This is a genomic window from Natronorubrum amylolyticum (assembly GCF_052040145.1).
GTDB lineage: Archaea > Halobacteriota > Halobacteria > Halobacteriales > Natrialbaceae > Natronorubrum.
In genome coordinates this window covers 328,901-353,715 of sequence record NZ_JBPPFW010000003.1, presented here as the reverse complement: position 1 = coordinate 353,715, position 24,815 = coordinate 328,901, and the positions used below count along the sequence as shown (strand labels likewise).

Here is a 24,815-nt window from a genome sequence, read left to right as displayed (position 1 = left end):
GTGTTGGCAGCAGGTGTAATATGGCCCGGGCTCTTGTGCAGGTATGAACGACGCGAGCGCCAGCCGAATGGAAGCCGCCTGTTCCCTCCTCGCCGAGTCCGAGCGCCGGTTCCTGCTGTACCAGTTGGTGGAACACCGAGACGCGAACCTCGAGGACGTCGTCACCGGAATCGCGGCCTGGGAGCTCGACGTACGTCCGGCGGAGATCGACAAGGAGACCAGACAGCGGGTCTACGTCTCGCTGGTGCACAACCACCTGCCACGACTCGCCGATTACGACATCATCGAGTACGACCTGCGAAGCGGCGACATCGTGCTCACCGACGGTTTCGAGGAGATCAAGCCGCTGTTAGAGCAGTTCAAGCAGACCGAAGCGGAGCCCGAGATTCGCGAGCTCCCCTCGCTCTGAGCCGGCGTCTTCGTTCGACTGGGAGGTTCGCGTCGCGACCGTTTTCGACGGAGTGCCGCCGCTCGAGAGGCGTTCGATTATCGGTTCCACGAGTCGATAGCTGCGATTCGGTCTCGGCGTCGTTCGTTTCGAACCGAAACACGTAGGAGCGTACTGGCGAGACGTTTCGTGTGAGCCGATATCGAAATCTCGGACTCTTTCTGGCCCTCGCAGCGATCTGGGGGAGCGCGTTCGTCGCGATCAGTGCGGGGCTCGATCACTTCCCGCCGGTGTTGTTCGCGGCGCTGCGATACGACATCGCGGGCGTACTCATGCTCGCGTACGCAGCCTACGCCGTCGACGACTGGTACCCGCGGGGGCGTAGCGAGTGGCTACTGGTCGCCGCCGGCGCCGTGTTGTTGATCGCGGCCTATCACGCGTTCCTGTTCGTCGGCCAGCAGCACACGACCGCGGCCGCGGCGGCGATCGTTGTCAGCCTCTCGCCCGTGCTGACCACCGGGTTCGCCCGCGTGTTCGCCCCCTCGGACGCTCTTTCGGCGGTCGGCGTCGTCGGCCTGCTCGTCGGACTGGTCGGCGTCGGCATCATCGCTCGACCGGACCCGTCGAACCTGCTGACGGCGGACGTCGTCGCGACGCTGCTCGTCTTCTGTGCGGCGGCCGCGTTCGCGCTGGGGAGCGTCCTGACGCGCACCATCGAGGCCGATCTCCCGATCGAGACGATGGAGGCCTGGTCGATGATCGGCGGCGCACTCCTCATGCACCTCGTCAGTCTCGGACTCGGCGAACCGATCGAGCCCGCGGCGTGGACTCACCCCGAGGCGCTCGGCGCGCTCGGCTATCTTGCAGTCGTCGCGAGCGCGATCGGCTTTCTCCTCTACTTCGACCTGCTCGAGCGACTGGGGGCCGTCGAGATCAACATGGTCTCCTACGTCGCCCCGATCTTCGCCGCGGTCGTCGGCTGGATCTATTTGGGCGAAGTCATCGACGCGACGACCGTCGTCGGCTTCGGTCTCATCGCGGTCGGCTTCGTGCTCGTCAAACGCCGGGCGCTGCGCGAGGAGTTCGGACACGCGGTGCGGTGGCGCTCGAGCGACTGACGGACGGACGTCCGGCAGCGGCCGAGTTACTGACCACGTGACTACCGACGGCGATGCGCGTGTCCGACGTACAATGCAGCGAGGTTCACCGCGAGGAGTCCGCAGAAGGCCACTGCCTGGAGCGACGTCGACAGCCCGTTCGCGAGCAGCGGGAGGTACAACACCGGGAGCACGATCGCTCCCCAGAACCCGGCCACACGAATCGGTTTCGCGACCGAGGGGGCGACGTCCTCGAGCGTCCGGTCGCCGGTCGTCGGTTCGGGACTCGACTCGAGGTCGGGTTCGTCCCGGTCGCCGGATGACTCGCGCTGGTCGTCGGTCGACTCGAGGGAGGCGTCGGCTGAGTCGCTGGCAGTGGAGGGTTTCGACATCGATCTGGACGAGTTCGTCTCACGTATCCGACGGTCAGCACATATAACGCGACGAACGTTTGACAATTATATGAGAAATTCACCGTCGATAAGATCGCCCTGAACGAACACCTTCGGTTTCGGGCCGTAGATCGGTCAGTCGACGACGGAGACAACAGTGACAGCGTCGCGTTGCAATCGTAATCTACCGTCGCTAAGACCCGGTTACAGTACAGTCCAGCGTGTTATTGTTCGGTTCGTGACACTCCGTTGCCAGCGAGAGCGCGATGGTACGGAAGCGGTCGAACGGGGAGCGGATACTCGACGAAAATCGCAAAAATCGGCGTTGATCGACAGCGCGTCAGCTCACTGGAAGCCGATGCGGCTGCCGCGTCGACCAGACGGCCCCGGTCCACCGGAGCCACCGCCCTGGAACTGCTCTTCGATCTGCTCGTAGTACTCGAGGATGTCGTCCGTGATCGTCGGTCGGACGTTCTCCATCGCCTGTCGGAAGTGACGCATCTCGACGATGTCGGCCTCGTGGTCCTCGCGCAGGGCCTCGATAGCCGACTCTCGAGCGATCGACTCGAGGTCGCTGCCGACGTAGCCGTCCGTGATCTCCGCGATCTCGCGGAGGGTCACGTCGGCCGCCAGCGGCGTGTTCTGCGTGTGGATATCGAGGATCCGTTCGCGGCCGTCGACGTCGGGTTGGCCGATCATGACGAGCCGGTCGAACCGACCCGAGCGCAGGAGTGCGGGGTCGATCATGTCCGGGCGGTTCGTCGCGCCGATGACCATCACGTTCTCCATCTCCTCTAAGCCGTCGAGTTCGGTCAGCAGCTGGTTGACGACCCGCTCGGAGACGTTCGAGCCGGTTTCGCCGCCCCGGCCCGGCGCGAGCGCGTCGAGCTCGTCGAAGAAGATCACCGTCGGCGAGACCTGCCGCGCCTTGCGGAAGGTCTGGCGGATGGCTTTCTCCGATTCGCCGACCCATTTGCTGAGCAGCTGCGGGCCGCGCACCGAGATGAAGTTCGCGTTCGTCTCGTTGGCGACCGCTTTCGCCATCAGCGTCTTCCCGGTGCCCGGCGGCCCGTAGAGCAGGACGCCGGCCGGCGGATCGACGCCCAGCCGCTCGAAGCGCTCGGGGTTGTTCAGCGGCCACTCGACGGACTCCTGGACCTGCTCTTTGGCGTCGTGAAGCCCGCCCACGTCGTCCCAGGAGATTTTCGGTAACTCGACGAGCACCTCGCGCATCGCGGAGGGTTCGACCTCGTTGAGTGCGCCGCGGAAGTCCTGGCGCTTGACGATCATCCGGTCGATCAGGCTCGGCGGGATGTCCTCCTCGTCGAGATCGATCTCCGGCAGGTATCGACGCAGCGCCTTCATCGCGGCCTCCTTCGTCAGCGACTCGATGTCGGCGCCGACGAAGCCGTGGGTCTCGTCGGCCAGGTGGCCGAGTTTGACGTCGTCCGAGAGGGGCATCCCGCGCGTGTGGATCTGGAGGATCTCCTCGCGACCCACTTCGTCCGGCACGCCGATCTCGATCTCGCGGTCGAATCGGCCGGGTCGGCGCAGGGCCGGATCGACCGAATCGACGCGGTTGGTCGCCGCGATGACGATGACCTGGCCTCGCGCCTCGAGGCCGTCCATCATCGTCAGCAGCTGGGCGACGACGCGGCGTTCGACCTCGCCCGTGACGTCCTCCCGTTTCGGCGCGATCGAGTCGAGTTCGTCGATGAAGATGATCGACGGCGACTCCTCGCTGGCGTCCTCGAAGATCTCTCGGAGCTGTTGTTCGGACTCGCCGTAGTACTTCGAGATGATCTCCGGCCCCGCGATGGAGAAGAAACTCGCGGAGGTTTCGTTGGCGACCGCTTTCGCCAGCAGCGTCTTCCCGGTCCCCGGCGGCCCGTGGAGCAAGACACCCTGTGGCGGCTCGATCCCCAGTTTCTTGAAGATCTGCGGGTGTTTCATCGGGAGTTCGACCATCTCCCGGACGCGTTGGATTTCGCTCTGGAGCCCGCCGATATCCTCGTAGGTGATCCCGCCGCCGGTCTTCTCGAAGCCGCTGATCGGCTCCTCGCGAAGTTCGACGTCGGTGTCCTCGGTGATCAATACGACACCCTCCGGCTCCGTCTCGACGGCGATGAGCGGAATCGCCTGGCCGGGCGACCGCATGAATGGATGATTCGTCGAGGACATGACCGGGACGATGTCGCGGCCGACGACCGGCCGTTTGAGGATCTGGCGTTTCACCATGCCAGCCGCGTCGGAACCGAACTGCACCGACGCCTCCTCAGGGGGTGCGAGCGTGAGCTTCTCCGCCTTCGTCGCCTCTGCCTTGCGGATCGTCACTCGCTCGCCGATTCCCACGTCGGCGTTCTGGCGGGTGAAGCCATCGATCCGGACCGTATCCGTGTTCCAGTCCTGCCGGTCAGCACGCCACACCTTCGCCGCGGTGGTGTCTGCACCTTCGATCTCGATGATGTCGCCCGGACTCAGCTTCAAATGCAACAGCGTGTCCGGGTCGAGTCGGGCGATACCACGACCCGAGTCGTTCGGGTACGCCTTCGCAACCTCCAGTTGAACTTCATTCATGATTCGGGTAGACGATGATGTCTGTGACTCCGCTTCGTGAGCGGATAGGTTTTTTGCTAGCCTTCACCGCATGGTATGCTAGATGCTACCATATATGATTGTGGCTGGAACGTACATAGCTGTACCGGCATCGGTTGGTTTTAGTGCTACCGACAGTCGGTGTAGGCACCGAATACGGCAGCAGCCTCGCGGCGAGGAGATGCCTTTTTGACCGTGCCACTCGGCCACCTACGCATGAAGATCCTCGCGTTCGACGGCCGCATGGGCGCAAGCGGCGATATGATCCTCGCCACCTTGCTCGACGCCGGGGCTGACCCCGACGCCCTCGAGTCCGTGACCGACGCCCTCGAGGTGGAGTACCGAATCGACGAGACGGTCAAGTGCGGCATCTCCTCGACGACCGTCGACGTCTATCTGACCGATCGTGATGATGGCGGTCACGACGGCCACAAGCACGATCACAACGCCGAGCACGGCCACGCGGACGAGCACGGCGGGAGCGAACACTCCCACGAACACGCCGATCACGCTCACGACCACGGAGACGGGGACGAACACGGTCACGACCATGCCGATGGGAATGGTCACGGGCACTCTCACGACGCCGGAGAGGACCACGTCCACGCCGAAGGCCACGGCCCCCACCGGAGCTACCTCGAGGTCCGCGAAATCGTCGAGAACATGGGCCTCGAGCCGGCGATCGAGCGCGACGCGCTCGCGATCTTCGAACTGCTCGGCGAGGCCGAGGCGAGCGTCCACGGCGAGTCACTCGAGGAGATTCACTTCCACGAGGTCGGCGCCGACGACGCCATCGCGGACATCGTCGGGGCCGTACTGTTGTGTCACGACCTCGCTCCCGACGAAATCGTCACGACGCCGCTCGCGACGGGCGGCGGCAGCGTCTCGATGAGCCACGGCGAGTACCCCGTCCCGACGCCGGCGGTCGTAGAGATCGCCCAGCGCGCGGATTGGTCGCTTCGCGGCGGTCCCGTCGAGACCGAACTGCTGACGCCGACGGGGGCCGCAATCCTGGGCCACCTCGCCGACGGCGTGGCGTCGCTGCCGTCGCTCGACCTCGAAACCTCGGGGTACGGCGCCGGCGGCTACGATCTCGACCCGCACCCGAACGTCCTCCGGGTGCTAGTCGGCGACGGCAGCGGTCGAGGGGCGCTGGCGAAGGACGATATCGCCGTCCTCGAGACGAACCTCGACGACGCGACGCCGGAGGTCCTCGGCGGGCTTCAGGAAACGCTCTCGGACGCGGGCGCGAGAGACGTCTCGATCCTGCCAGCCACGATGAAGAAGTCCCGCCCCGGCCACCTCGTGAAGGTGATCTGCAAGCCAGAAGATCGGGAGCGAGTGGCTCGAGCGCTCGCCGAAGAGACCGGAACGCTCGGCGTTCGGGACGCCGGCGCGACCCACCGCTGGATCGCCAGTCGGGAGTTCGAGACGGTCGAACTCGAGGTCGAGGGTGAGACGCACGAGGTGACGGTGAAGATCGCGAGCGATGTGGATGGCGAGGTGTACGACGTGAGTACCGAGTACGACGACGCGCGAGCCGTCGCCGCCGAAACGGGCGTGGCGATTCGCGAGGTGATTCACCGCGCCGAGACGGCTGCTCGAGCGGCTCTGACGGATCGCGACCGGCAGTGACAGCGGACGGATCTGCGGAGTTTCGGGTGTCGACGAGGGTGTACGTGCGCTGACGATGATGTGCGTGCATCAACTTCGGGACGAACGAGTAATCGGGTCCTATCCGAATCGTATCTTCCTCGTTCCGTCGGCCTGTTCGGCGCGCGGTGTTCCACATTTTCGGTGCGGTGTGTCGCCAGCGGTCGTCGTTCGAACGATCGCACATTTTGGATCGATTTCTGGAGCGAAAGCGGTCGTTCGCGCGCCGAACGATTCTGTCGGTTTATTGTCTGATGTGAGCGACGTGTGGGTGCCCCCGAGGCAACCAATGAAACGGATATCACAGCGGTACGGAACGATCGGACGGACAGTGTTCGTGATCGCGATCGCGGCAGGGTTGCTCGCGCTGAGCGGCGCCGGAACGGCAGCGGCCCAATCTACGACCGTCGAGGACGGTGACGATGCGGTGGAGGAGGCGAGCGTGACCGTCACCGAGGAGGAGACGATCAGCGAGGTCACCGAACAGGAGACGGTCGATACCAGTGAGGAGACGACGGAATTCACGGACGGGACTGACTCGTTCGAAGATATCTCGGTCGATCCGGTGACGCCAGTAGTCCCGGATCTGCCGGCGATCTGACGGGGTCGATTGACACGTAGTCCGATACCGCCGGCGAGGGGCCGTTCGGAATCGGTCTCCGTGCTCTCGTACATTTTTTGTCGCGTGGAGTGCCGTGAGTGCCGACGAGACCGACACACATCTCAGCTGCGACGTTACTCGAGAAGAGACGGGAGCCTCGAGATGCACGCGATAGCGTGGCTGTGATAGTAACAACTGAAACAATTTACACACTGATCGCAACGCAGTCCTGCGATCAGGTGTGCATTGATGTTCAGTGGCTACTGGCTCGAGCCCCCGACTGCTGCCTTCGAACAGTTCTCGACGACGACCGAATTCAGTCGTCGTCTCCGTCGTCGATATCGATCGACGTTCCGGATGAAATGTTCGTCGATTGCGAAGTGCTCGTCGTGGAACTACTGGTGACTACCGAACTGGTGGCCGAGCTCGTCGTAGACTGAGTGACGTTCGCGTTCGCGTCGGCTGACGACTGGACCACCGTCGTCGACCCCGCCTCGGTATCGGATACTGCCCTCACGGAGACGGAGACGTCGGCTTCAGCGTCGGTGATCACCTCGATGGTGGTGGTCCCGGCATCGGCGTCGGGCGTGTGGACCACTACACCCCACGGGAACGTCGCCGTCTCGGCTTCCGCGTCGGTGTCGACTCGCTCCACCGGAGGAGCGTCCGCCACGTTGGCGGCTGTCGTCACCGAAAGCGAGATGCTTCCCTCGGACTCGGCGATTATTTCGACGTTTGTATCGCCCGATTCGGGATCGGTCTGGTGGGTTATCGTTCCCCACGAAAAGTCGGTTGTTGTCATGTCACTTGCAGGGTTTTGGGTTGTCTGTTGGCGTGATCCTCGGCGAACGTTGTCGCTCCTGGTGCGGGAGAACACTCCCTGAACCAGCGACAGTGAGACTCACACCGGATCACGATTGCAGTTCTGGACCGTGTCGGATCGTCTGGCGATCTCTCGCTACCTCATCAGTACAGACGACTCGGTTTGAACCGTGGGGATCGTTTTCCCAGTACTCAGTCGCTACTACGCGGCTCACGACCCATGACGAGCGAGCGTTCGGGTACTCGAGCGACCGTGCAATCGCGCGGCTCTCGGTCGTCATCGCACGAGACGGTGCGAAACGACGGCTGATGCTCGAGGCCGTATCGGAAGCAGTCGATTCTGCAGGTCGTCCGGACCGTGGAGAGCACTGCTGTTCGAAATTCGGGTACAGCCGTTTGATTCGGATCCCTCGCCGGATGGTCGCGGAGTCCGTTTCTGGCCGATGGAAACCCGTTTGGACGGATCAGGTGGTTTCGTTTGAACGGATCCAGGGGTTTGCTGATATTTCACTATCCGCACACGTAATACGGCGCCTCGCCGTTTTCGCTTGCACTGATCGCTCTAGGGTGCGGTAAAATAAATAAATTTGAAAGACCGTTGCAGCTTCCACTTAGAGGATCAGACCGACGCCGTTGTCGAAGTCATCGAAGTCCACGTCGACGTCGATGACACCGACACCGGCGTCACCGCCATCGCCACCATCGCCGCCTTCAGCGACCGTGGTTGCGTCTGCGTCAATTGCGTTACCCTGATCGACATCCTGGTTCTGGTTCACGATAGCCGTGGACTCGGAGACAGCCGTGGACTCAGCGCCAGCGAAGTCCTCAGCTGCACCTTTGTCCTTCGGGTCGTGTTTGTCATTTGCAGCCGCCTGCCCGTCGCCGTCACTCACTGCGGCCGACGTTGCAGTCGACTCTGAGCTAGCCTCTCCGACCTGCTGGTTCACGTTATTCTGATCGAAGTCCTGCACCGTTTCGGCGGCTGCACTGCCACCGTCGCCACCGTCACCAGCGGTGATGTTGTCGGTGTCGATATCGATATCCTGTGCTGCAGCGGTTCCTGCGAACCCCATAAACATGAGTCCGCCGACCATTGCTACCGTCAGTGTGACTGCGAGTGCTCGATTCATTTGTGTTAGGTCTGGCACGCCTCACAGTCCGGATCGCCCCCGGTTGCTGTGACGCGTTGCCCAGTCGGGACGAATCACCGACTCTCACTTATACCCGGAGAACGGTTACGGGAGGAATAGTTGGTTTAACGGATCGAACAGTGCGGTTTAGTCAATGTACGTGAGTATACACGTTTGCCGGATCGGGATTGGTTACCGACGCGGACAGGAGTGTTTCCCCGCCATCACCTTTCGTCTCTTGGGTACCTGCGTTTGCACTCGAGGCTCGTGCCACTGATCGAACGGATGGAGCCAACAGCCACCGGCCGGCCGATAACCCACCTGATGCCCGCGAAGGCAATCGATGTACACGTCGCGTGTCCGAAACCGTTCTTCGACGCGCGCTCGCAGCGAGCTACCGAGACGGAACCGAACCCAGTCGGGAGACACCGATCGGATAGCTATCGCCGCCGAGAAGAATCACGGCAGCCGAGAAAGCGACGTGTTTCGGCGACCCGATACGAAAGTCGGCAGCCGGGTCTTGACAACCCGACAGCTCAATACCAGCTAGCAGTTTCGTCTCGTGTCGATCATCCTCGAGTGAGATGGGCGGTCGTCTCCCGAAACGTGAATAGCAGTAGACTGACGGACGGCAGCTGTCAGGGCGTTCACCCCCTCACTTGAGCGAATCCGTCTCCCGCTCGAGGTCGACGAGTTTCGCACGGACAGTCCCCACCGATCGGCCGATTTCCCGAACCACCGCAGTCGATTCCGACAGAGCCACCGCGACGAGCGACAGCAAGCTACGAACTCGAGTGTGAATCAGGGAGCGAGAGCGGTCGCTCATTGATTGATGACGTTTTGGGCACCGATCGCCGAAAAAAGGAAGAACGTTAGGAACGGTGTTAATAATCGCTGTGACTACCGATTAGAGGAATCCAGCGAGGAAGAGGTCGATGTCGAAAACACCGACACCGGCGTCACCGCCATCGCCACCATCGCCGCCGAGAGCGATCGTGGTCGCGTTCGCTTCTACGGCGTTACCTTGGTTGACGGTCTGACTCTGTGCGACGACAGCTTCGGAACTACTGCCTGCAGCAGAGTCGGCCCCACTACCGACTGCGTACGACTCCGCAGTCGACGTCGAGTCAGCGACGCCAACCTGTGCGTTTTGGTTCGTCTGATCGAAATTCTGCACCGTCGCCGCAGCCGCATCGCCACCGTCGCCACCGTCACCAGCTGTGATGTTGTCAGTGTTGATGCTAATATCCTGTGCCGCGGCGCTTCCTGCGCCTCCTATGAATAAGAGGCCGCCGACCATTGCTACCGTCAGTGTAATTGCGAGTGCTCGGTTCATTGTTTTGTTCTGGAACGCATTACAGCTATGCGACACTGGGTTCCGGTACCAATGGTGCTGCGACGCGTTGACCAGTCAAGACGTATCACTGACTCCTACTTATACCCGGAGAACGGTTACGAGATGAATACCCGGTTTAACGGGTTGAACGGTTCGTTTTGTAGTCACTGCGCGTGAGGGGGCATCACTACCTGGTCGGCATTCTTCACCTACGCGGACAGCTGCGTTTCAATCCGCGGGTGTTCGTCGGGTAGGCACCCATTGCACTCGAGGCCCCTCCCACCGCCCGCACGGGTTGCGTCACCGTCCGACGTCGGCCAACAGTCCACTCGAGGCCTCCGAAAGCGGTCGACATCTATCGTACCAACTGACACGAGCGACACATCGATCACATAGCTCACTGGTCGTCCCTCCCTGTCTGCTCACGGGTCGTGTGCGCCGCGAACTCGAGGCGGTTGCTCCCCTCGCAGTGTCCGTTCACACGGTATGCGGGACCGTAGTGCGCAAGAGTTGAATTGAATACGACTCCTCCTGCGGAGGCGAACACTTCGAAAGCCCCTGGCCCGCTCGACCGTCCGGGGCTCGCTGCGGTCCTCACTCCGTTGCGGTCCTTGCGTCGCCTGGGAAGGATCGACCGGGCCAGCCCCTTTCATTCCCGCCCAACGGCGAGTTGATCGAGGGGCACGACTCCGGCGGCTGGTCACTATTCGCATCTTCTTTGTCCCACTACGGTCCCGCACTATTCGCTTTGCCGCGGTTCTCGCTCACTTCGTTCGCTCCGAACCGCGTACGCTCCGAACCGCGTACGCTCTGAACCGCGTACGCTCCGAACCGCGCTACCGTCGTGCGATCGGGTGTGTAACTCGTTTCAGTTGTTACTATCGTTCCGACGGATAGCCCGGTACTGATCACCGACGACTCTAAAACGCGTGAGCAAGGGCCGGCAATAGACGGCGGTCGTTTCGGTCGCGATAACAACGAACAGACATTCGTGGACTAAGCGGCGGAGCAGATCAGCAACACGAGAACTGAAACAGACTCCGGGCACTGATGACGTGAGTGTGGGAGTCTCGATTGCAGAGCGAATAGCTATCGGCTCGTTAGTTACTACGGGCTTTGGTGCTCCGATCGCCTTCAAAAATGAGGTTAGTTAGGGAAGATCCGATAATCGCTGTAGTTAGCGATTAGCCCTCAATGACGCCGTTGTCATCGAAATCGATGTCGACGACACCGACGCCAGCGTCACCGCCAGCGCCACCATCGCCACCAGCGGCGATCGTGGTCGCGTCCGCGTCTATGGTGTTAACCTGATTGACGTTCTGGTCCTGGTCAACGACAGCAGCGGAACTACTGCTTGCACCAGAGCTAGCTCCAGAACCGGCTGCGAGCGAGTCCGCAGTCGATGTGGAGTCAGCTACGCCGACCTGCTGATTTTCGTTAGTCTGATCGAACTCCTGCACTGTCGCCGCAGCCGCATCGCCACCGCTGCCACCGTCTCCGGCAGTGATCTCATCGGTGTTGATACTGATATCCTGTGCTGCAGCGGTTCCTGCGAACCCCATAAACATGAGGCCGCCGACCATTGCTACCGTCAGTGTAACTGCGAGTGCTCGATTCATTTGTGTTAGGTCTGGCACGCATCACAGCTCCCAGATCACTGTGGTCGCTGTGGCGCGGTGCCCAATCGGGACGAATTACTGACATGCACTTATATCCGGAGAACGGTTTCAGTGGGAATCGTTGATTTAGCGGATCGAAAACGCACTATTAGTTACGATAGACGAGTATCTGCCCGCCTTACGTGTGATTCTATCACTTCTACATTGATATCTCCGTCTCCGCTACAACTTTCTACCACCGGCTTCGGTTCGCCGCGCCGTCCCCGAAACTGATCGCTGACAACGGTTCCGATGCTAGTTCGTACGGACTAACATATCACTTATCGTGATGAAACAGTACCCGTTTCGTGGAACGTTCGGAAGACGTGACATCGTCGTCACCCGTAATTTATAGTGGTTAGCGGTTTCCCGAGGCCCCATCCAACGGCGGGAGCAGTCTCCGACCGGCACTTGCACTCCGTCAGCGCAGACGCTTCCCGTCACAGCCGTCGTCGGCGTCCAGAGCGATTCAGCGCGCCGAATTGCGATCTCGTGTACCCAACCACGTCGTGCGTTCGAAAGTCGCCATCGGTGGCGTAGCGCCCGTTCTCGAGGGCTCGACGGACACACGGCTCACGAAGACGAGATTGTCACGATCGTTCGAGAGTCGTTTTTCCGTGAAAAAAGTGTTTGGCACTCGATCCTGTATCCGTGGGCATGAACCGACGCGACATCATCAGTCTTGGTGCCGGTGTCTGTGTCAGCGCCACAGCCGGCTGTCTCGGGAGGACCGCGGATTCCGCGGACGGTGGGTCCGACGACGAGTCGCTGTGGACCGACGACGGGAGCGATGGGGGGAACACGTCGAACGGGGAGTCGTCGGCGGACGAGCCACTCGAGCGGATCGTGATCGGCGACGAGTCGGAGACCGATGCGGCGTACTCGCTGTACATCTGGAACGCGACGGACGACGAGCGGTCGGTCGAGATCCAGATCGATCACGACGGGGCGTCCGTTCTCGATCGAACCGAAGACGTGCCGGCCGAGGAGTACCTCGAGATCGTCCTGATCGATTCGGGGACCTACGAGACGACCGTGGAGTCCGAGTCCAGTCGGAGTTCGGTGTCGATGACGCCGCCGAGTGGCGACTGCGAGGAGTCACGGACGGTCATGACGCTCCAGGAGAGAAGTATTGGGATTGATACATCAATTCGGTGTTGATCAGTAAGGTATTCATAAGGTTTGGTGATAGCCGTCCGATTTATGTGACTTCAAGATGTGAGCCGTCTTATGTACATGCTCCAACGGAGCCCGCAGAATGACCGACGAGATACTGGTCTAAGCGACCAAACTTGTTGCTGGTTTGAATCATCTCATCAGACCAACCGGCATTGTCCCAGCGGTCGCATCTATCCCGACTGTATACAACTGGAAGTCCGTGAATTGCCACAACCATTCGTTAGTGTCCGAATCGGTCGACGTTCGAGTGAGCTATGGACGTAATCAACGAGGATGGAGACCTTTTCGGCACCATCAACGTCGTCGACGCGCTCGTAGTCCTCGTGTTGATGGCCGTGGTAATCTCGGGGGTTGCGATTGTTGCCGGTGCGTTCAGTGTCATCGCTGCCTTCGCCGTTCTCTTGTTACTCACAGCCATCGTCGGGGGGTTCACGACTATCGGCGCGCAGGACAGCACCCAACTGGAGCGGCGGTACGCGACGATCGAACTCGAATCCCAACCCGACTACGTACTCGAGCGGATAGATGAGGGTAATGTCGGAACGCTTGACGGCACTGACGAGACGGTCACGGTAACGGATGTCCAGATTATCCCTGCAAGGGGCGGTGCAGACGACGATCGGCCCGACGTTACGCTTCGGACAGAAGTGACCGGTAAACCTATTCCGGACGATGCACATGGGCGAGACCGGTTTCAGGTCACCGGCACTAACTTTCAGCTCGGCAACGAGATCCGGCTCGATATGGGGCCGTACACGGTCACTGGCATGATCACCGATCTCGAACGCGAGGGTGCGACCCTCTCTGAGGGTGGGGCGACCACAACAGCCCACGTCGATCTTAAGAATGTCTCACCAATAGTTGCGAACACGCTCGAGGCAGGCATGACCGAGACGACGAGAGGCGAGACGGTCGCGCGGCTTGAGTCGATCGAGCGCAAACCGGCCCGCTTGATCCTCGAGAGCGAGGACGGGGAATTACATGAGCGGGAACATCCGCGGAATGTAAATCTGACGCTGGTCGTCGAGTTACAGACGACGGTCGGGGAGACCGGCATGCGGTTTCGGGGCCAACGGCTTCGCGTCGACTCGAGTATCGTCCTCGACTTTGGGTCAATTACTGTCGACGGGACGATTACGGCGATCAGGTGATTTTGATGCTCGATTCCGCACTCGATCGATCAGCAGTCGCGAAACGAGTGGGAGGACTCCGCGACTGGCTTCGAGCCAGGGGCGAGCACTCGGCCGTTGTCCACGCGTGTCGCCGTGTGAGTTCTTCAGGGCTGGATCGGGCGGTCGCTGGCACGAGGCTGGCCACGCTATGTTCGGCGAGCACCAAATTCCGTCAGGCCGGGAAGCGCTCGCGGGTCGTAGCCCTGAGTCGGCTCGGACGGACCTCGCTGGTGTCTTCGGCCGCGTATCGGTGGTTCACGGCGGAGCCAGAGCCGGAGGTCATCGTTATCGACCTCCGCGAGACGCGAACCATTGGCCCAGTGATACGCGGTCTGGATCGGGTCGTTAGTGGATTTGAGAGGTGGGGCCGGACGTCGACTGTTGTCGACTGGTGTAGGCAGGTCGGCTCGACCGTCCAAGCGCGGCCGATCCGACTGGCGAGTGTCGTCGTCCTCTCGGCGATGGCGGTCTCGCTGCTAGTCGCGTCTCGAGGTTCGCCTTCGACGTTATTTGTATACTCGTCGCTGACCCTAGTCGGATTGGCCGCCCTCGGGCTTCGGTCGCGGGCGAGCTTGGGGGAATTGCTCGAGACTCGAGTCGGACGAGCGATTGTGGCGGCGTTCGAACCGCCCGAGCCGCCGGAGCGCGGTGAGGGCGAGGGCGATAGTCGGTGACGATTTGGGAGTACTCCAATCATCGAGATGGAACGCTCGAAGAGACGCACACCTCGAAAGCCCCCGACGTGCTCGAGTCGGGGGGCTTGCTGCGCTCCTCACTCCTTGCAGTCGTTCCGGTGCTTACTTCGCCCGCCTTCCTCGAGCAACGGGAGCGCAAGCGCTCCCGAGCATCGCGAACGCGTCGCGTTCGCTCACCGCGTCGGCCCCTTTCAGTCCCACCCGACCGCGCGGTGGTCAGACGCGAGCCGTCTCGGTGGGTCGGGCGACGATCCCGGAGCGGTTCGACGAGGGACGCGCAATCGGGCTTCGGGACGGAGGGGCAGTCGACGAGAGCGAAGACGATTCGCTACTCGTTTAGTCAGCAAGAGCACGTCATAGAATCTTCGTATACCACCTCTCTTCGAGTTGCTGAATGGTCTATAGTAGAGCTGAAGATGTGGTGGTGAAGGTACGTTTGAGGCCTTGTCTCTTCGAGACTGGTTACGGGACGTTCGACAGTTGTTCTTCGAGTTAGAACAGCACAAGACCGAAGAACCTTGACGAACTGGGGCAGTGCGCTGACTACCCCAATCTTGATTCTCGTGAAGCGTCAACGTTGTCAACAAGAATGTCACATCAGATCCGTCTCGAAGATGACGTATACGAACGCATCAAAGCGAACAAACGTGATGATGAGTCGTTCAGCGACGCCGTGGATCGTCTTATCGGTGGGCGGTCACTCCGCGATCTCCGCAATGTCTTCGACGAAGACCAGGTGAGCGAGATGCGCGACGCGATAGCGGCCGCTGATCAGGCGGACCGCGATGAAGTACGGGAGGTCGCGGAGCGCTTCGAATGATCGTTGATACGAGCTTCGTTCCCTCGGGCAGCTTTTGGTCGCCGGGCTGGCTGCCCTCGGACTTCGGTCGCGGGCGAGTTTGGGGGGAATTGCTCGAGACTCGAGTCAGACGAGGGATTGTGGCGGCGTTCGAACCGCCCGAGCTGCCGGAACGGGTTGAAAATGAGCCGCGACAAGATGGGGAAGGACGCTCTGCGAAACCCCAGGAACAGGGCTAAGTGATTCTGGTCGGACGTATTACCTGTGTCGAGTAATACCAATGGCCCGGTGAGGAGCGAATCGTTTCCGTCACCGAAAAGGGGCAGGCGACGATTCCGAAGCGGCTCCGGGAGAAACACGGAATTCCAGCGCCCGGGCGGGTGAAGTTCGTCGAGAACGAGGCCGGTGAGATCGTCGTCCGGCCGGTCGGCTCGATGCGGGAGTTCCGCGGCCTCGAGCGAGACGGCGAGGAGGAGCGCCCGGCGACAGCCGTCCTTCGCGACGAGCGGGAGCGAGAGACGCGGCGATCCGAAGCGGTAGTCGAGACGTTCGACGACGAGGACGCGGAATGACCGACTGGATCGTTTTCTACGTCGGTTCCTGAGTCGGATTCCGTCCGGACGACGTTCGGCGGAGTCTCGAGCGACTCGAGGAGCTGGGCGTCGACGTCTACGGTCCGCACGAGTGCTGGGAGACGGCCGCCGCGCTCAAAGCGGCGCACCAGCTGGCACTCGGCGATGCGTACGCGCTCGCGACGGCCGAGGCCGTCGACGGGACGCTCCTTGTCGGCGCAGACGACGACTTTGAGGTGTTAGCGGCCGACCTCGAGCGGTTCCGCGACGAACCGGCTTGATCGGCTACCGTGGACCGTTCTGGAGCTGTAGGCTTCTCGTCGCCGATTGTTGTCTCGAGTGTGGACACTACTCACGCCAACCCATCACGGAAGCGTTCAATCGGGACTCGTCAGTTCGACGGGGGGCAATCGTCTCGATCGGATCGGTCTCGCTCTCGCTTCTCTCGAAGGAGGTCTGTTGCGGGGGCATCCGTTGATGCTTCACTCCGAGCGGCGAATCCCTGCATCTCGCTCGCGGATTGGACCCGTTCGACGACGATGTTTCCGTCCTCGGTCTCACGGAACAGTACCTTCCCCGGCGGGTCGATCCCGAGTTTCTCTCGAAACCGCTTCGGAATCGTCACCCGGCCGCGTTTCGAGACCGCAACGACCTCCGTCTCAGCGTCTGGCGACGATTCAGAGTCGCTCATCGCTCATCAGTATGTGATGGTCATAGGTGAATGTTTTCAGCCCTACAGGATCACGCTTCGCCAGCGCGCGGGATCGGTATCCGGTGACAGCTGTCGTCTTCAGGAGCAGCAACAGACCGGTCCTCGGTTTAGACTGCCGACCGACTGCTCGAGGAAGAGACCGACGACTATCCGACCCGGTTATCGTCCGCTTCGCGAGGCGTTTCGGGGTCCGTTTTGAGAGGGAAACCTCTCTCGAGGGTGGGTTGCTACGTCCCGTCCACAGTCACCCGAGGACGTCAGCTGTCTCCGGGGGCTGTTCTCTGTGGTGGGTCGTCTCGCCGGGAACCTCCGCATCGTCGGGCACGATCAGTCGGCGCTCGGTGTACTCGAGCCCGTTCTTTCGCTCGGTTCGCTTGCGGACCGCGAGTCGGTGCTTCGAGAGGTCGAGTACCGCGTCGATCGTGCGGGAGACCAGCTTCTTCGCGTAGCTCTCGCTCGTCCCCGGCTCCTGGCGTCGAATCCAGTGTTTGAGGTCGCTCGCCTTGACGTACTCCCGGACCCCCTTGCAGCCCGAGCTCCAGGGATCGTCGCCGACGCTCGAGTCAGTTCGCGCTTTCCATAGTTTCGCAGCCAGTCTGGTGGGGAGCGCGTTCGTGGTCGACCGGAGCATGTCGTCGTCCATCCGGGCGAGCTGCTGGATCGGGAGCAGGTCGCCGTAGGCCAGCGAGACGTCGCTTCGGTCGAGTGGGTCCGTGTGTTCGGGGAGTCTGACGTAGGTTCGGCCGTCGTCCTTCGTGATCCGCTCTATGTGCTCGCTTCGGACCTCAAGTTCGTGTTCGTCGACGGTGTCGGCCCGGAGGTGGGCTCCCTTCTCGAGTTCGCGCGCCTGGAGCTCGCGGAGGCGGTGCTTGTTGGTGTTCGCTTTCTTCAGGACCGCTTTGGTTTGCTTGGTTGTGGTTTTGTTGTCGGTCTGGAGATCCTCGAGTGTCGCTTGGTGGTCCTCGAGTCGGGTGTCGGTTTGCTCGAGGTGGTGGGCGTGGTTCTCGAGGCGTTTCTGCTGGTTCTCGAGGTGATCGTCGAGGCATTCGTCGTGATCATCAAGGCGTGCCTCGAGCGTCGCGATCCGCTCGTCCTTTCGTCGGAGTTCGGCCTCGAGTTCATCGATACGGTCGGTGAGGGCGGCGAGCTGGGACTCGAGCGACTCAGTCATCGTTCTCACCGTCGGTCTCCTCGGTGTCGGGCTGGTCTTCGGAGGCCCGTTCCTGCTCGTCGTGCTGGTCGTGGTCGAATTTGTTCGGCGGCGGTCCGGAGAACGTCGTCACGCCGCGGCCCGCGTCGGTGTCGGTCTCGTCCGGATGATAATGGATCGCCGCGTCGGGTCCGAGCAGGAGCAAGCCGATCTGGCTCGCTTCCGCTCTGATCTCCCGGCACCGTCGACGGGCCTGGTGGCGCGTCTCGTCCGGTACTCGTTCGCCGTCTATGTCGGCTCGGTGGAGGCGCGCGTGTAGGGATCGGGTGAGCTGGTCGAGGGCCTCGAGATAGGTTTCGATCGGGTGGGTGGAGTCTTGTGGGAGCGATGCATCCTGTCGGTCGGGGCTTTCATTACCCCGCGAATCGTCGTTCGACATGGCTTCCGTAGGGTCGTTACGGGAGCTTCTCGCGGACTGGTGCCGCTAACACCGGTCCGTCATTCTGCGACTCAGCGATAGGGAGAGCCACATATTGCTTCCGTGCGAGAGACAAGGTACTCCTCTGACATAAGTCTTGACTACATATGACGTTCTAAAAAAGCATCGAATAGCGATTTATCTCTCGAAGATGGTACTGATTTTTCTGTTCTGATGGTGGTCTATCGTGAATAGATGGTCGAACGGGTCCCGTGGATGGCTCCTGTTGACTACGAGATTCTGCTCTTTTTCGACGAGCATCCTATCCAAGTGTCTCCAAAAGTAGTTGCAGCGAATATCGACTACGATCGCCAGTATGTGGGCAAACGATGCGGGATACTCGCTGATGCAGGACTGCTGGAATCCGTTGGCACTGGTCTCTATGCGCTTACGGAAACTGGGCACGCGTATCTCCAGGGCGAACTGGATGCCCATGACCTCGAGAAAGACGAGTAGCGGTGTCTTTTCCAGAGAGTATTCTTTGAAAAGCCTCCGGTGGTCTCGAGGACTGTGACTCACTCCTCAAGTCCGTCGGCCCCTTTCAACGCACAGTGGTTTAATTGGTCAGCTTCGACGAGGGGTACCAAATCTGGCCATGCCTTCATTTTCAAGGGCCGACGCGACCGCTTGATACGGACCGCTGTTCGTCCGTGACGATGAATCACAGGACGGTAGCGATCCACCAGAAGATCGGTACAACAGACCGCTTACGTGTCACTCAAGGGTGCGTTCGAGTTCGTTGGGTTTCTCGAGGTCCTCGGCCCGCGACTGCTGGTCGATATCGGCCTTGCACTGGGTGGTAGTCTGTTGGTCTGGTTCTGGTTTCTCTCACGTGACTCTGGTCGAACGCTCGTCGTGGACGATGATCTGTCGCTGATCGCCCCTCGAGTATCGCGTCGCTGTCCATTGAATCCGTCGCGTGGTGTCGTCGACCGACAGCGAAGTCCTCATGGATGGCAGACAGTGACCAGTGGGCAGGCCATCAACGGCATCGAGCGCATCGGCGGGCTGTCGCGACTTGAGTCTGTGGTGGAACGCCACGGTATCGATCGCGGCCTCGAGGTGCTGGTCCACGAGTCACTGTCGGATCGGGTACTCGATAGCAGTTCGGTTGGGTCGTTGGTCGAGGTGGACCTTGAGCCGATTCCGTGGTACAGTCGGATCGTGAAGCCAGTGTTCGATGTCCTGTTCGCCTGGTTCGGGTTGTTGCTGTTGTCGCCACTAGTCGACTTGATCTCGATGGGGATTCGCCCGGTCCCATTCTGTACGGTCAGACGCGGACGTCCGAGCTTGGCGGGAAGTTTTCAGTGCTGAAGTTTTGCTCCATGCTCCCCGAGAGCGAAGACGCGAATCCCGGTGACGACGACGATCGGATTACACGCGATGGACGTGTTCTTCGGACAACCCACATGGACGTTATCCCGCAGCTGTGGTCGATTTTGGTCGGAAATATAAACGTTGTCGGTCCGCAAGCCGACTGGTCCAAGGAAGAGCAACTGTTCAAGAACAAGGCTTTGGCTGGTCGAAGCGATAGGGCGTGCAACCTGGTCTAAGCGACCTAGCACAGATTTGATCGGTCGACACCACAACGGTGCGAAGAAACTGGCGTGTAACCTCCAGTACATACAGCAACAGTCGCGCTGGTTCGATCTGCTGATCGTCTGTACGCAGATCTCTATCGTCTTTGGATCTTATTCTGATCGAATATCCTGCTGACCGACTCTCCAGTAGATTTGAGCCGTTTGGCGTTGTATCGAAGCAGCGGATGCAGGCTCGAGGCTGTGGGTAGTTGTCCTCCTCCACCGAAAAAGTGCACTGGTTTTCTCGATTGCTTGAACCAAAAAAGTCGTATTTCAGTGATTGGGGGACCTCTGTGTTATCGAACCGCGTCGATTATTGGAATAACGTACTGAGCAATTGAGTCAGGCAATCGATCGGTGAACTCATCGATTTCATCCGAGGAGATGACGCCGAGTCTGAGCGTTAATATCGAATAGACGATAAATCCTACTGGGGGAACAACGATCAGTGAGAATATCGACGAGTCGATTACCGATGCGACGCTAAAAATGACGGCAGCGGAGACCGCAGCTACCATTGTGATTTTTACTAGTCGGAGATCCTCGATCGGATTGAATCCGATCTGTCGGGCCGCCAGAACGTGAAAGACAACCATCGAGCCGTAGCTGAGACTGGTGGCAATAGCTGCACCAGTGGTCCCGTATCGCGGGATCAATAGCAGATTCAAACAAAGATTCATGATCGCAGCGGTACCAGTCGCCAGAACCAGAATGCGGAGGTCGCCTTTCCCCTGCCCAACTGCGAATATCGGCCGAGCAAGTGCAAAGCCGAGCACACCGGGGAGTAGCAGTATCAGTGGGAGAGTCGACGCATCAAACTCCGATCCGAAGTATATCGGGACGAAATCGTCTGCTAGTGCTGCGAGACCGATCACAAGCAAAAGCAGAAGAGAAAGGTTGTACCGAGTTAGCCTCGAGACTAATGTCGTAATTTGGTTTGTCCGTTCTTCTGCCCACATTTTCGAAGAAGAATGTAGAAGCACCATCTGGAGTGCATTAGGAACGAACCAGAGGAATTCAGCGACGACGAGTGCAGCTTGGTAGTAACCGGTTTCTTGACTTCCTGCCAATGGTCTAAGGAGGAGGATGTCGACGTGATAGAGTGAAGCTGTTAGTAGAATCAAAAAGATACTGAGGCCATTGAACGAAAGTAGTTCGAGTTTTGGGAAGGTAGATGGAACACGGCTAAAAACTGCCTTGAGCTCAAGTTGTCGAAACAAGATTATAAATGCAAGAATGGAAACAACAAGACTAGCGATAATGTGCCCTGCAAGAACACCTGCAACACCATATCCGATGTATACAAGCGAAAGTCCGATAATACCGAAGAGAACCTTTCGAAGAATGAGAAGTGGCTCGCTTTGGTCCTCAAGTCCGAGTCCCATTAGCCCGCCACGAGCAACAGAGTATGCCTGACGGCAGACTATCAGTCCAGCGAGGAGATAGAAGTAAATTGTGTAATTCTCATCAAATAGTTGTCCGGGAATACCTAAAAATGAAATGATAGCGTATGAGAGTGCTGCAAAAATGGCTAATCCAGTTGCTACCTGAAGATAAAACCCAAAGACATGTTCGATCCAGTTCGCCTTGTCTCTATTTTCGGCAATATACTTCCGTGTTCCGTCGAATATTCCGGCATTCACAAGAATCATTGTAATGCCTAAAACAGATAGAATGAAAGCATAATCGCCATAAAGAGAACTACCGAGAAGACGGACAAGAATTGGTGTTATCAGCAAACCAAGTAGAAGTGCAGTAATTTTGGCTCCAAGAATCGAAACAAAGCCCCGAAGAACATCCATTTGCATTCTGCTTAACGGCTATTTTGATGCTCGTAAAAAGACCTCGGTTCCACGGTGAGAGATCTCATCTACATTGAAACCAATATTATCTAAAAATGATATTACTTCTGACGGTGTGTCTCCGAACTCTGTGATCTTCTCTGTGTGCACTTCAACATATACAAGCCTGATATTTTTGAGGAGTGTTTTTTCCAACCCACGTAGAACAGATAGCTCTGCTCCTTCAACGTCAATTTTTACGACCGATGGTGTCGGAACATTATATTTATTTATGACTAAATCACCTTTTGTAGACTTTACTTGTATTGTTTCTGTCTTATCATCGGTAGCTATCGAATGTTCTCCTTCACCAGGCTCATTACCAGACAACGTAAGAGCAACGTTACCCTCATTATTTGATAATGCAATTTGTAGTATGTTAGAATCAAACCCATTCAACTCAATGTTTTCTCTCAACCGTGCTGCATTCTGTGGCTCTGGTTCAAAGGCGACAATCTGGTCAGAGTCAAGCTTTGATGCAGCAAAGCAGGTATATGTTCCAACATTTGCTCCGACATCATAGAATACATCATCATCCTCCAATGAGTTCAATAAATCCACAATAACCTGCTTCTCCCCGGAGAGATCTCGAAAGCGCATAAATTCAGTAAAGTTATTAGTATAGAATCGAATGGGTTGGGAGTTTATTGAATGGAGCTGTGTATTTCCGGAAAATCTATAAACCATCTTCCAATATGGTATCGCTAATAATTTATTCAACCCAAAATGACGAATTATTAATCGAACAGGTCCCCTATACACAATGTCTCTTACTTTACGTAATAAGAAGCCTATCTGTGACTTAGTGGTCATGATTTACAGCAATTTGTTACCCTTGGCACAAGAACCTACCCGTTTGCTACTCTAACATAGTCCTTCCGCCCTGATTTTCTCTACGACTCTAGAACAATTATTATAATCATTGTAATCGAATGTTCTTGACATCCATCTGTTTTCCTGCGGCGTTCGATTTTCGCCCACTTTTTCTTTTATTACTTCAATCCCCTTCAAAAGACGCGTATCTTCTTCTACAATTTTCCCTGGAACACTGTTGTATTTGAAATAGAATTCCCTATTTTCCATATACCGACTGAAATCATGTGGGTAGAAAATAATGGGTATCTCTTCATATAGGGCATCGTAAAAAAGCGAGGAGTAATCTGTGATCATTATATCGATGTGTTTCAATATCGGGTAGAAATCTTTATTTGATGGGGCAGAAACAATATTTTCATACTGGTTATCATCTAACTTCTCTGAACTGGGGTGGTTCCTTACGATCAATAATTCATCTTCCATCAATTGTTTGTCGATACTCATTAGGGTATTTTTGTTTGGAAAAGGGCCTGCTCCGGTTTTACTCCTCCATGTTGGAAAATATAAAAATACTGTATTGAAATCCTCTTCTTCTAGCCAATTCAGAAACTCTCTATCAGTCCATAGTTCAGTATTATCAGTCACTTCACCAAACATATCCATTCTAGGTAAGCCGGTTATCCATACCTTGTCTTCTGACAGATCTGTGGCTTCCGCAACTAGGTTTCTATACTCTTTAGAAGTAGCGATTGAATAATCATGTCCCATAAAAATGTGTTTTCTAGCCAAAAATTCGATTAAACCCCATTTATTTGTCTCGTTCGTATGTGCCCATCCGAATTTTTTAAACGGTATTCCATGACCGAGACGTATTATTGTTGCTCCCCCTGTACACCACCATGGAACGTCTTTCCTAGAATGTGTTATGAAAATATTTCCGCTACGCATTACAAGATAAATCCCTTTAAATGAGGAGAAAGTGTACGCCTCGTAACCAGCTGATCTTAGTTCCTCTACAAGACCTTGATCTTTTGCCATGAATACACTTCTGATATCGTCCTCATTTTGGCTCGTATGTAAGTACAAGTGCTTTGAATTGTCTGTGAAGGAAGTTCCTTGACGGTAACCATATATCCATAATTTTCTATTTCTTGGGGCCAAAAACGATAGCAAATAAACTGGGAACATTGCCATATGAAGCACAGTTGAATACAGGGTCATGCGATCATTTGTGAACCCATAAGTACTTGTCTTTGTCGGATTATGATCTACTAAACCTACAGCTGATTGATTACGATCCGTAGTATATCCTCTATCGACACTATCTAGTTGAGAGCGTCTAAGAAGTGAGCAGGCCCTAGTGAAAAGTGCTTATGGCAACTCGTAGTAGAGATACCGTCAGACGTTTTCCAACAGCAGACTCACCACAACGTACAGCAACCGAACCGTCGCATCTCGTGTCGTTGCCGTCGCTATCGTTTGTTCGGTCAAGCAATAGCTCGATTCGATAGCGAGGCGTTTCGAGTAGTGGTATCGAGCTTCGCGTGGTGTGTCGATGAACGGCGCGTCAGCGGCGTAGCCGTGACGCGCCACCCCGTGTTCGTCGTACCGACTATTCACGTACGTACAGTTGATGTAGACGGGAAACTCGACGGTCCAGCTGTGACCGTCAAGTTTCCCCCTCAAGTGGTGCTGAATGACGTGACTCCACCCTTCCAAGAGTTCCTGCTGAATCGCCTCTCCCCATCGGATGATCGGGACCACATAGGCAACGTTGTGCGTCTGAAACAGCGTGAGACACTTGCTGTCGTAGAACCCGCGGTCGAGGTAGACGGCCTTGACCTCGGTGTCAAGCCCGTCGAGCACACCAAGGAACTCAGCAAGGACGCTACTGGCGGTGTCGCCGTCTTTGAGACGGCGTACCGCCAGCGTGTAGCGCTTGTTCTTTACACGCGCGTAGAGTGTAGCGTAAGCGTGGAACGCTGTGATTCCACGCTTCGCTTCCGAGTGGTAGAGGCCGTCTGTGTTGACGAGAAAGTTAAGAAGTTAGTCCCCGTGGATTTCATCGTCTGCTTGCTGGGTCCTGAACCTTTGTGAGGTACTGAGGCATGGATTGTGTAGAGTTTCAGATAACAAACGCGCCCCGAAA

Annotated in this window: 22 protein-coding genes and 3 pseudogenes; 12 read left to right on the top strand and 13 right to left on the bottom strand. The window is 57.9% G+C overall.

Going from position 1 to position 24,815, the window contains the following annotated elements; all coding sequences use genetic code 11:
- Positions 1 to 43: 43 nt before the first annotated feature.
- On the top strand, positions 44 to 409 hold the full coding sequence (locus tag ACSFDB_RS13090; RefSeq protein ID WP_440771421.1) for a DUF7344 domain-containing protein: 366 nt from the start codon (positions 44 to 46) through the stop codon (positions 407 to 409).
- Positions 410 to 579: 170 nt separating this feature from the next.
- Positions 580 to 1,506: a DMT family transporter gene (locus ACSFDB_RS13085; RefSeq protein ID WP_440771420.1), complete on the top strand. Its 927-nt coding sequence runs from the start codon at positions 580 to 582 to the stop codon at positions 1,504 to 1,506.
- A gap of 41 nt (positions 1,507 to 1,547) precedes the next feature.
- On the opposite strand, the gene ACSFDB_RS13080 is transcribed toward ACSFDB_RS13085, so the two are convergent.
- On the bottom strand, positions 1,548 to 1,877 hold the full coding sequence (locus ACSFDB_RS13080) for a DUF8028 family protein (protein ID WP_440771419.1): 330 nt from the start codon (positions 1,875 to 1,877) through the stop codon (positions 1,548 to 1,550).
- Positions 1,878 to 2,222: 345 nt separating this feature from the next.
- A complete protein-coding gene (locus tag ACSFDB_RS13075) occupies positions 2,223 to 4,454 on the bottom strand; it encodes a CDC48 family AAA ATPase (RefSeq protein ID WP_440771418.1) in 2,232 nt (743 codons plus the stop codon).
- Between the two features lie 234 nt (positions 4,455 to 4,688).
- Between ACSFDB_RS13075 and larC the strand changes: the two genes are divergently transcribed.
- Entirely contained in the window at positions 4,689 to 6,107 is a 1,419-nt protein-coding gene (gene larC, locus ACSFDB_RS13070; RefSeq protein ID WP_440771417.1) for a nickel pincer cofactor biosynthesis protein LarC, read from the top strand.
- A 307-nt stretch (positions 6,108 to 6,414) separates the two neighbouring features.
- Positions 6,415 to 6,726: a hypothetical protein gene (locus tag ACSFDB_RS13065; protein WP_440771416.1), complete on the top strand. Its 312-nt coding sequence runs from the start codon at positions 6,415 to 6,417 to the stop codon at positions 6,724 to 6,726.
- Positions 6,727 to 7,042: 316 nt separating this feature from the next.
- Here the strand turns inward: ACSFDB_RS13065 and ACSFDB_RS13060 are convergent, their stop codons facing one another.
- From ACSFDB_RS13060 to ACSFDB_RS13045, 4 genes are all read right to left on the bottom strand, one after another.
- The gene (locus ACSFDB_RS13060; protein WP_440771415.1) at positions 7,043 to 7,528 is read right to left on the bottom strand and encodes a hypothetical protein; all 486 of its coding nucleotides are present in this window, start codon (positions 7,526 to 7,528) and stop codon (positions 7,043 to 7,045) included.
- 631 nt (positions 7,529 to 8,159) lie between these two features.
- Positions 8,160 to 8,621 carry a hypothetical protein gene (locus tag ACSFDB_RS13055; protein ID WP_440771414.1) on the bottom strand — a complete coding sequence of 154 codons (462 nt, stop codon included), beginning with the start codon at positions 8,619 to 8,621 and terminating at the stop codon, positions 8,160 to 8,162.
- A gap of 964 nt (positions 8,622 to 9,585) precedes the next feature.
- Complete coding sequence (locus ACSFDB_RS13050; RefSeq protein ID WP_440771413.1) at positions 9,586 to 9,978, bottom strand: hypothetical protein; 393 nt, start codon at positions 9,976 to 9,978, stop codon at positions 9,586 to 9,588.
- A gap of 1,220 nt (positions 9,979 to 11,198) precedes the next feature.
- The gene (locus ACSFDB_RS13045) at positions 11,199 to 11,597 is read right to left on the bottom strand and encodes a hypothetical protein (RefSeq protein WP_440771412.1); all 399 of its coding nucleotides are present in this window, start codon (positions 11,595 to 11,597) and stop codon (positions 11,199 to 11,201) included.
- A 732-nt stretch (positions 11,598 to 12,329) separates the two neighbouring features.
- On the opposite strand from ACSFDB_RS13045, the gene ACSFDB_RS13040 reads away from it, so the two are divergent.
- The 6 genes and pseudogenes from ACSFDB_RS13040 to ACSFDB_RS13015 form a co-directional block, all read left to right on the top strand.
- Positions 12,330 to 12,833, top strand: a complete 504-nt coding sequence (locus tag ACSFDB_RS13040; RefSeq protein WP_440771411.1) for a hypothetical protein — start codon at positions 12,330 to 12,332, stop codon at positions 12,831 to 12,833.
- Between the two features lie 272 nt (positions 12,834 to 13,105).
- A complete protein-coding gene (locus tag ACSFDB_RS13035; RefSeq protein ID WP_440771410.1) occupies positions 13,106 to 14,002 on the top strand; it encodes a DUF4330 family protein in 897 nt (298 codons plus the stop codon).
- A gap of 1,305 nt (positions 14,003 to 15,307) precedes the next feature.
- A complete protein-coding gene (locus ACSFDB_RS13030; protein WP_440771409.1) occupies positions 15,308 to 15,538 on the top strand; it encodes an antitoxin VapB family protein in 231 nt (76 codons plus the stop codon).
- A 278-nt stretch (positions 15,539 to 15,816) separates the two neighbouring features.
- Positions 15,817 to 15,894, top strand: a pseudogene (locus ACSFDB_RS13025) (AbrB/MazE/SpoVT family DNA-binding domain-containing protein); the annotation flags it as partial.
- A 3-nt stretch (positions 15,895 to 15,897) separates the two neighbouring features.
- Positions 15,898 to 16,089: a hypothetical protein gene (locus ACSFDB_RS13020; protein WP_440771408.1), complete on the top strand. Its 192-nt coding sequence runs from the start codon at positions 15,898 to 15,900 to the stop codon at positions 16,087 to 16,089.
- Between the two features lie 68 nt (positions 16,090 to 16,157).
- Positions 16,158 to 16,370: pseudogene (locus ACSFDB_RS13015) on the top strand (PIN domain-containing protein); the annotation flags it as partial.
- 110 nt (positions 16,371 to 16,480) lie between these two features.
- Here ACSFDB_RS13015 and ACSFDB_RS13010 read toward each other — a convergent pair.
- The 3 genes from ACSFDB_RS13010 to ACSFDB_RS13000 form a co-directional block, all read right to left on the bottom strand.
- Complete coding sequence (locus ACSFDB_RS13010; RefSeq protein ID WP_440771407.1) at positions 16,481 to 16,780, bottom strand: AbrB/MazE/SpoVT family DNA-binding domain-containing protein; 300 nt, start codon at positions 16,778 to 16,780, stop codon at positions 16,481 to 16,483.
- Between the two features lie 265 nt (positions 16,781 to 17,045).
- On the bottom strand, positions 17,046 to 17,972 hold the full coding sequence (locus ACSFDB_RS13005; RefSeq protein ID WP_440771406.1) for a DUF8008 family protein: 927 nt from the start codon (positions 17,970 to 17,972) through the stop codon (positions 17,046 to 17,048).
- Complete coding sequence (locus tag ACSFDB_RS13000) at positions 17,965 to 18,390, bottom strand: hypothetical protein (RefSeq protein WP_440771405.1); 426 nt, start codon at positions 18,388 to 18,390, stop codon at positions 17,965 to 17,967. The genes ACSFDB_RS13005 and ACSFDB_RS13000 overlap by 8 nt, the downstream gene beginning before the upstream one ends.
- A gap of 234 nt (positions 18,391 to 18,624) precedes the next feature.
- Between ACSFDB_RS13000 and ACSFDB_RS12995 the strand changes: the two genes are divergently transcribed.
- Together ACSFDB_RS12995 and ACSFDB_RS12990 are read left to right on the top strand one after the other, a co-directional pair.
- Positions 18,625 to 18,885 carry a winged helix-turn-helix domain-containing protein gene (locus tag ACSFDB_RS12995; protein WP_440771404.1) on the top strand — a complete coding sequence of 87 codons (261 nt, stop codon included), beginning with the start codon at positions 18,625 to 18,627 and terminating at the stop codon, positions 18,883 to 18,885.
- 692 nt (positions 18,886 to 19,577) lie between these two features.
- A complete protein-coding gene (locus tag ACSFDB_RS12990; RefSeq protein WP_440771403.1) occupies positions 19,578 to 19,982 on the top strand; it encodes a sugar transferase in 405 nt (134 codons plus the stop codon).
- A gap of 323 nt (positions 19,983 to 20,305) precedes the next feature.
- On the opposite strand, the gene ACSFDB_RS12985 is transcribed toward ACSFDB_RS12990, so the two are convergent.
- From ACSFDB_RS12985 to ACSFDB_RS12970, 4 genes and pseudogenes are all read right to left on the bottom strand, one after another.
- Entirely contained in the window at positions 20,306 to 21,817 is a 1,512-nt protein-coding gene (locus ACSFDB_RS12985) for a flippase (protein ID WP_440771402.1), read from the bottom strand.
- A 12-nt stretch (positions 21,818 to 21,829) separates the two neighbouring features.
- Positions 21,830 to 22,663, bottom strand: coding sequence for an FkbM family methyltransferase (locus ACSFDB_RS12980; RefSeq protein WP_440771401.1), 834 nt, complete (start codon positions 22,661 to 22,663; stop codon positions 21,830 to 21,832).
- Positions 22,664 to 22,714: 51 nt separating this feature from the next.
- On the bottom strand, positions 22,715 to 23,854 hold the full coding sequence (locus ACSFDB_RS12975) for a CDP-glycerol glycerophosphotransferase family protein (RefSeq protein WP_440771849.1): 1,140 nt from the start codon (positions 23,852 to 23,854) through the stop codon (positions 22,715 to 22,717).
- A gap of 213 nt (positions 23,855 to 24,067) precedes the next feature.
- Positions 24,068 to 24,694: pseudogene (locus ACSFDB_RS12970) on the bottom strand (ISH3 family transposase); the annotation flags it as partial.
- Between the last annotated feature and the right edge of the window lie 121 nt (positions 24,695 to 24,815).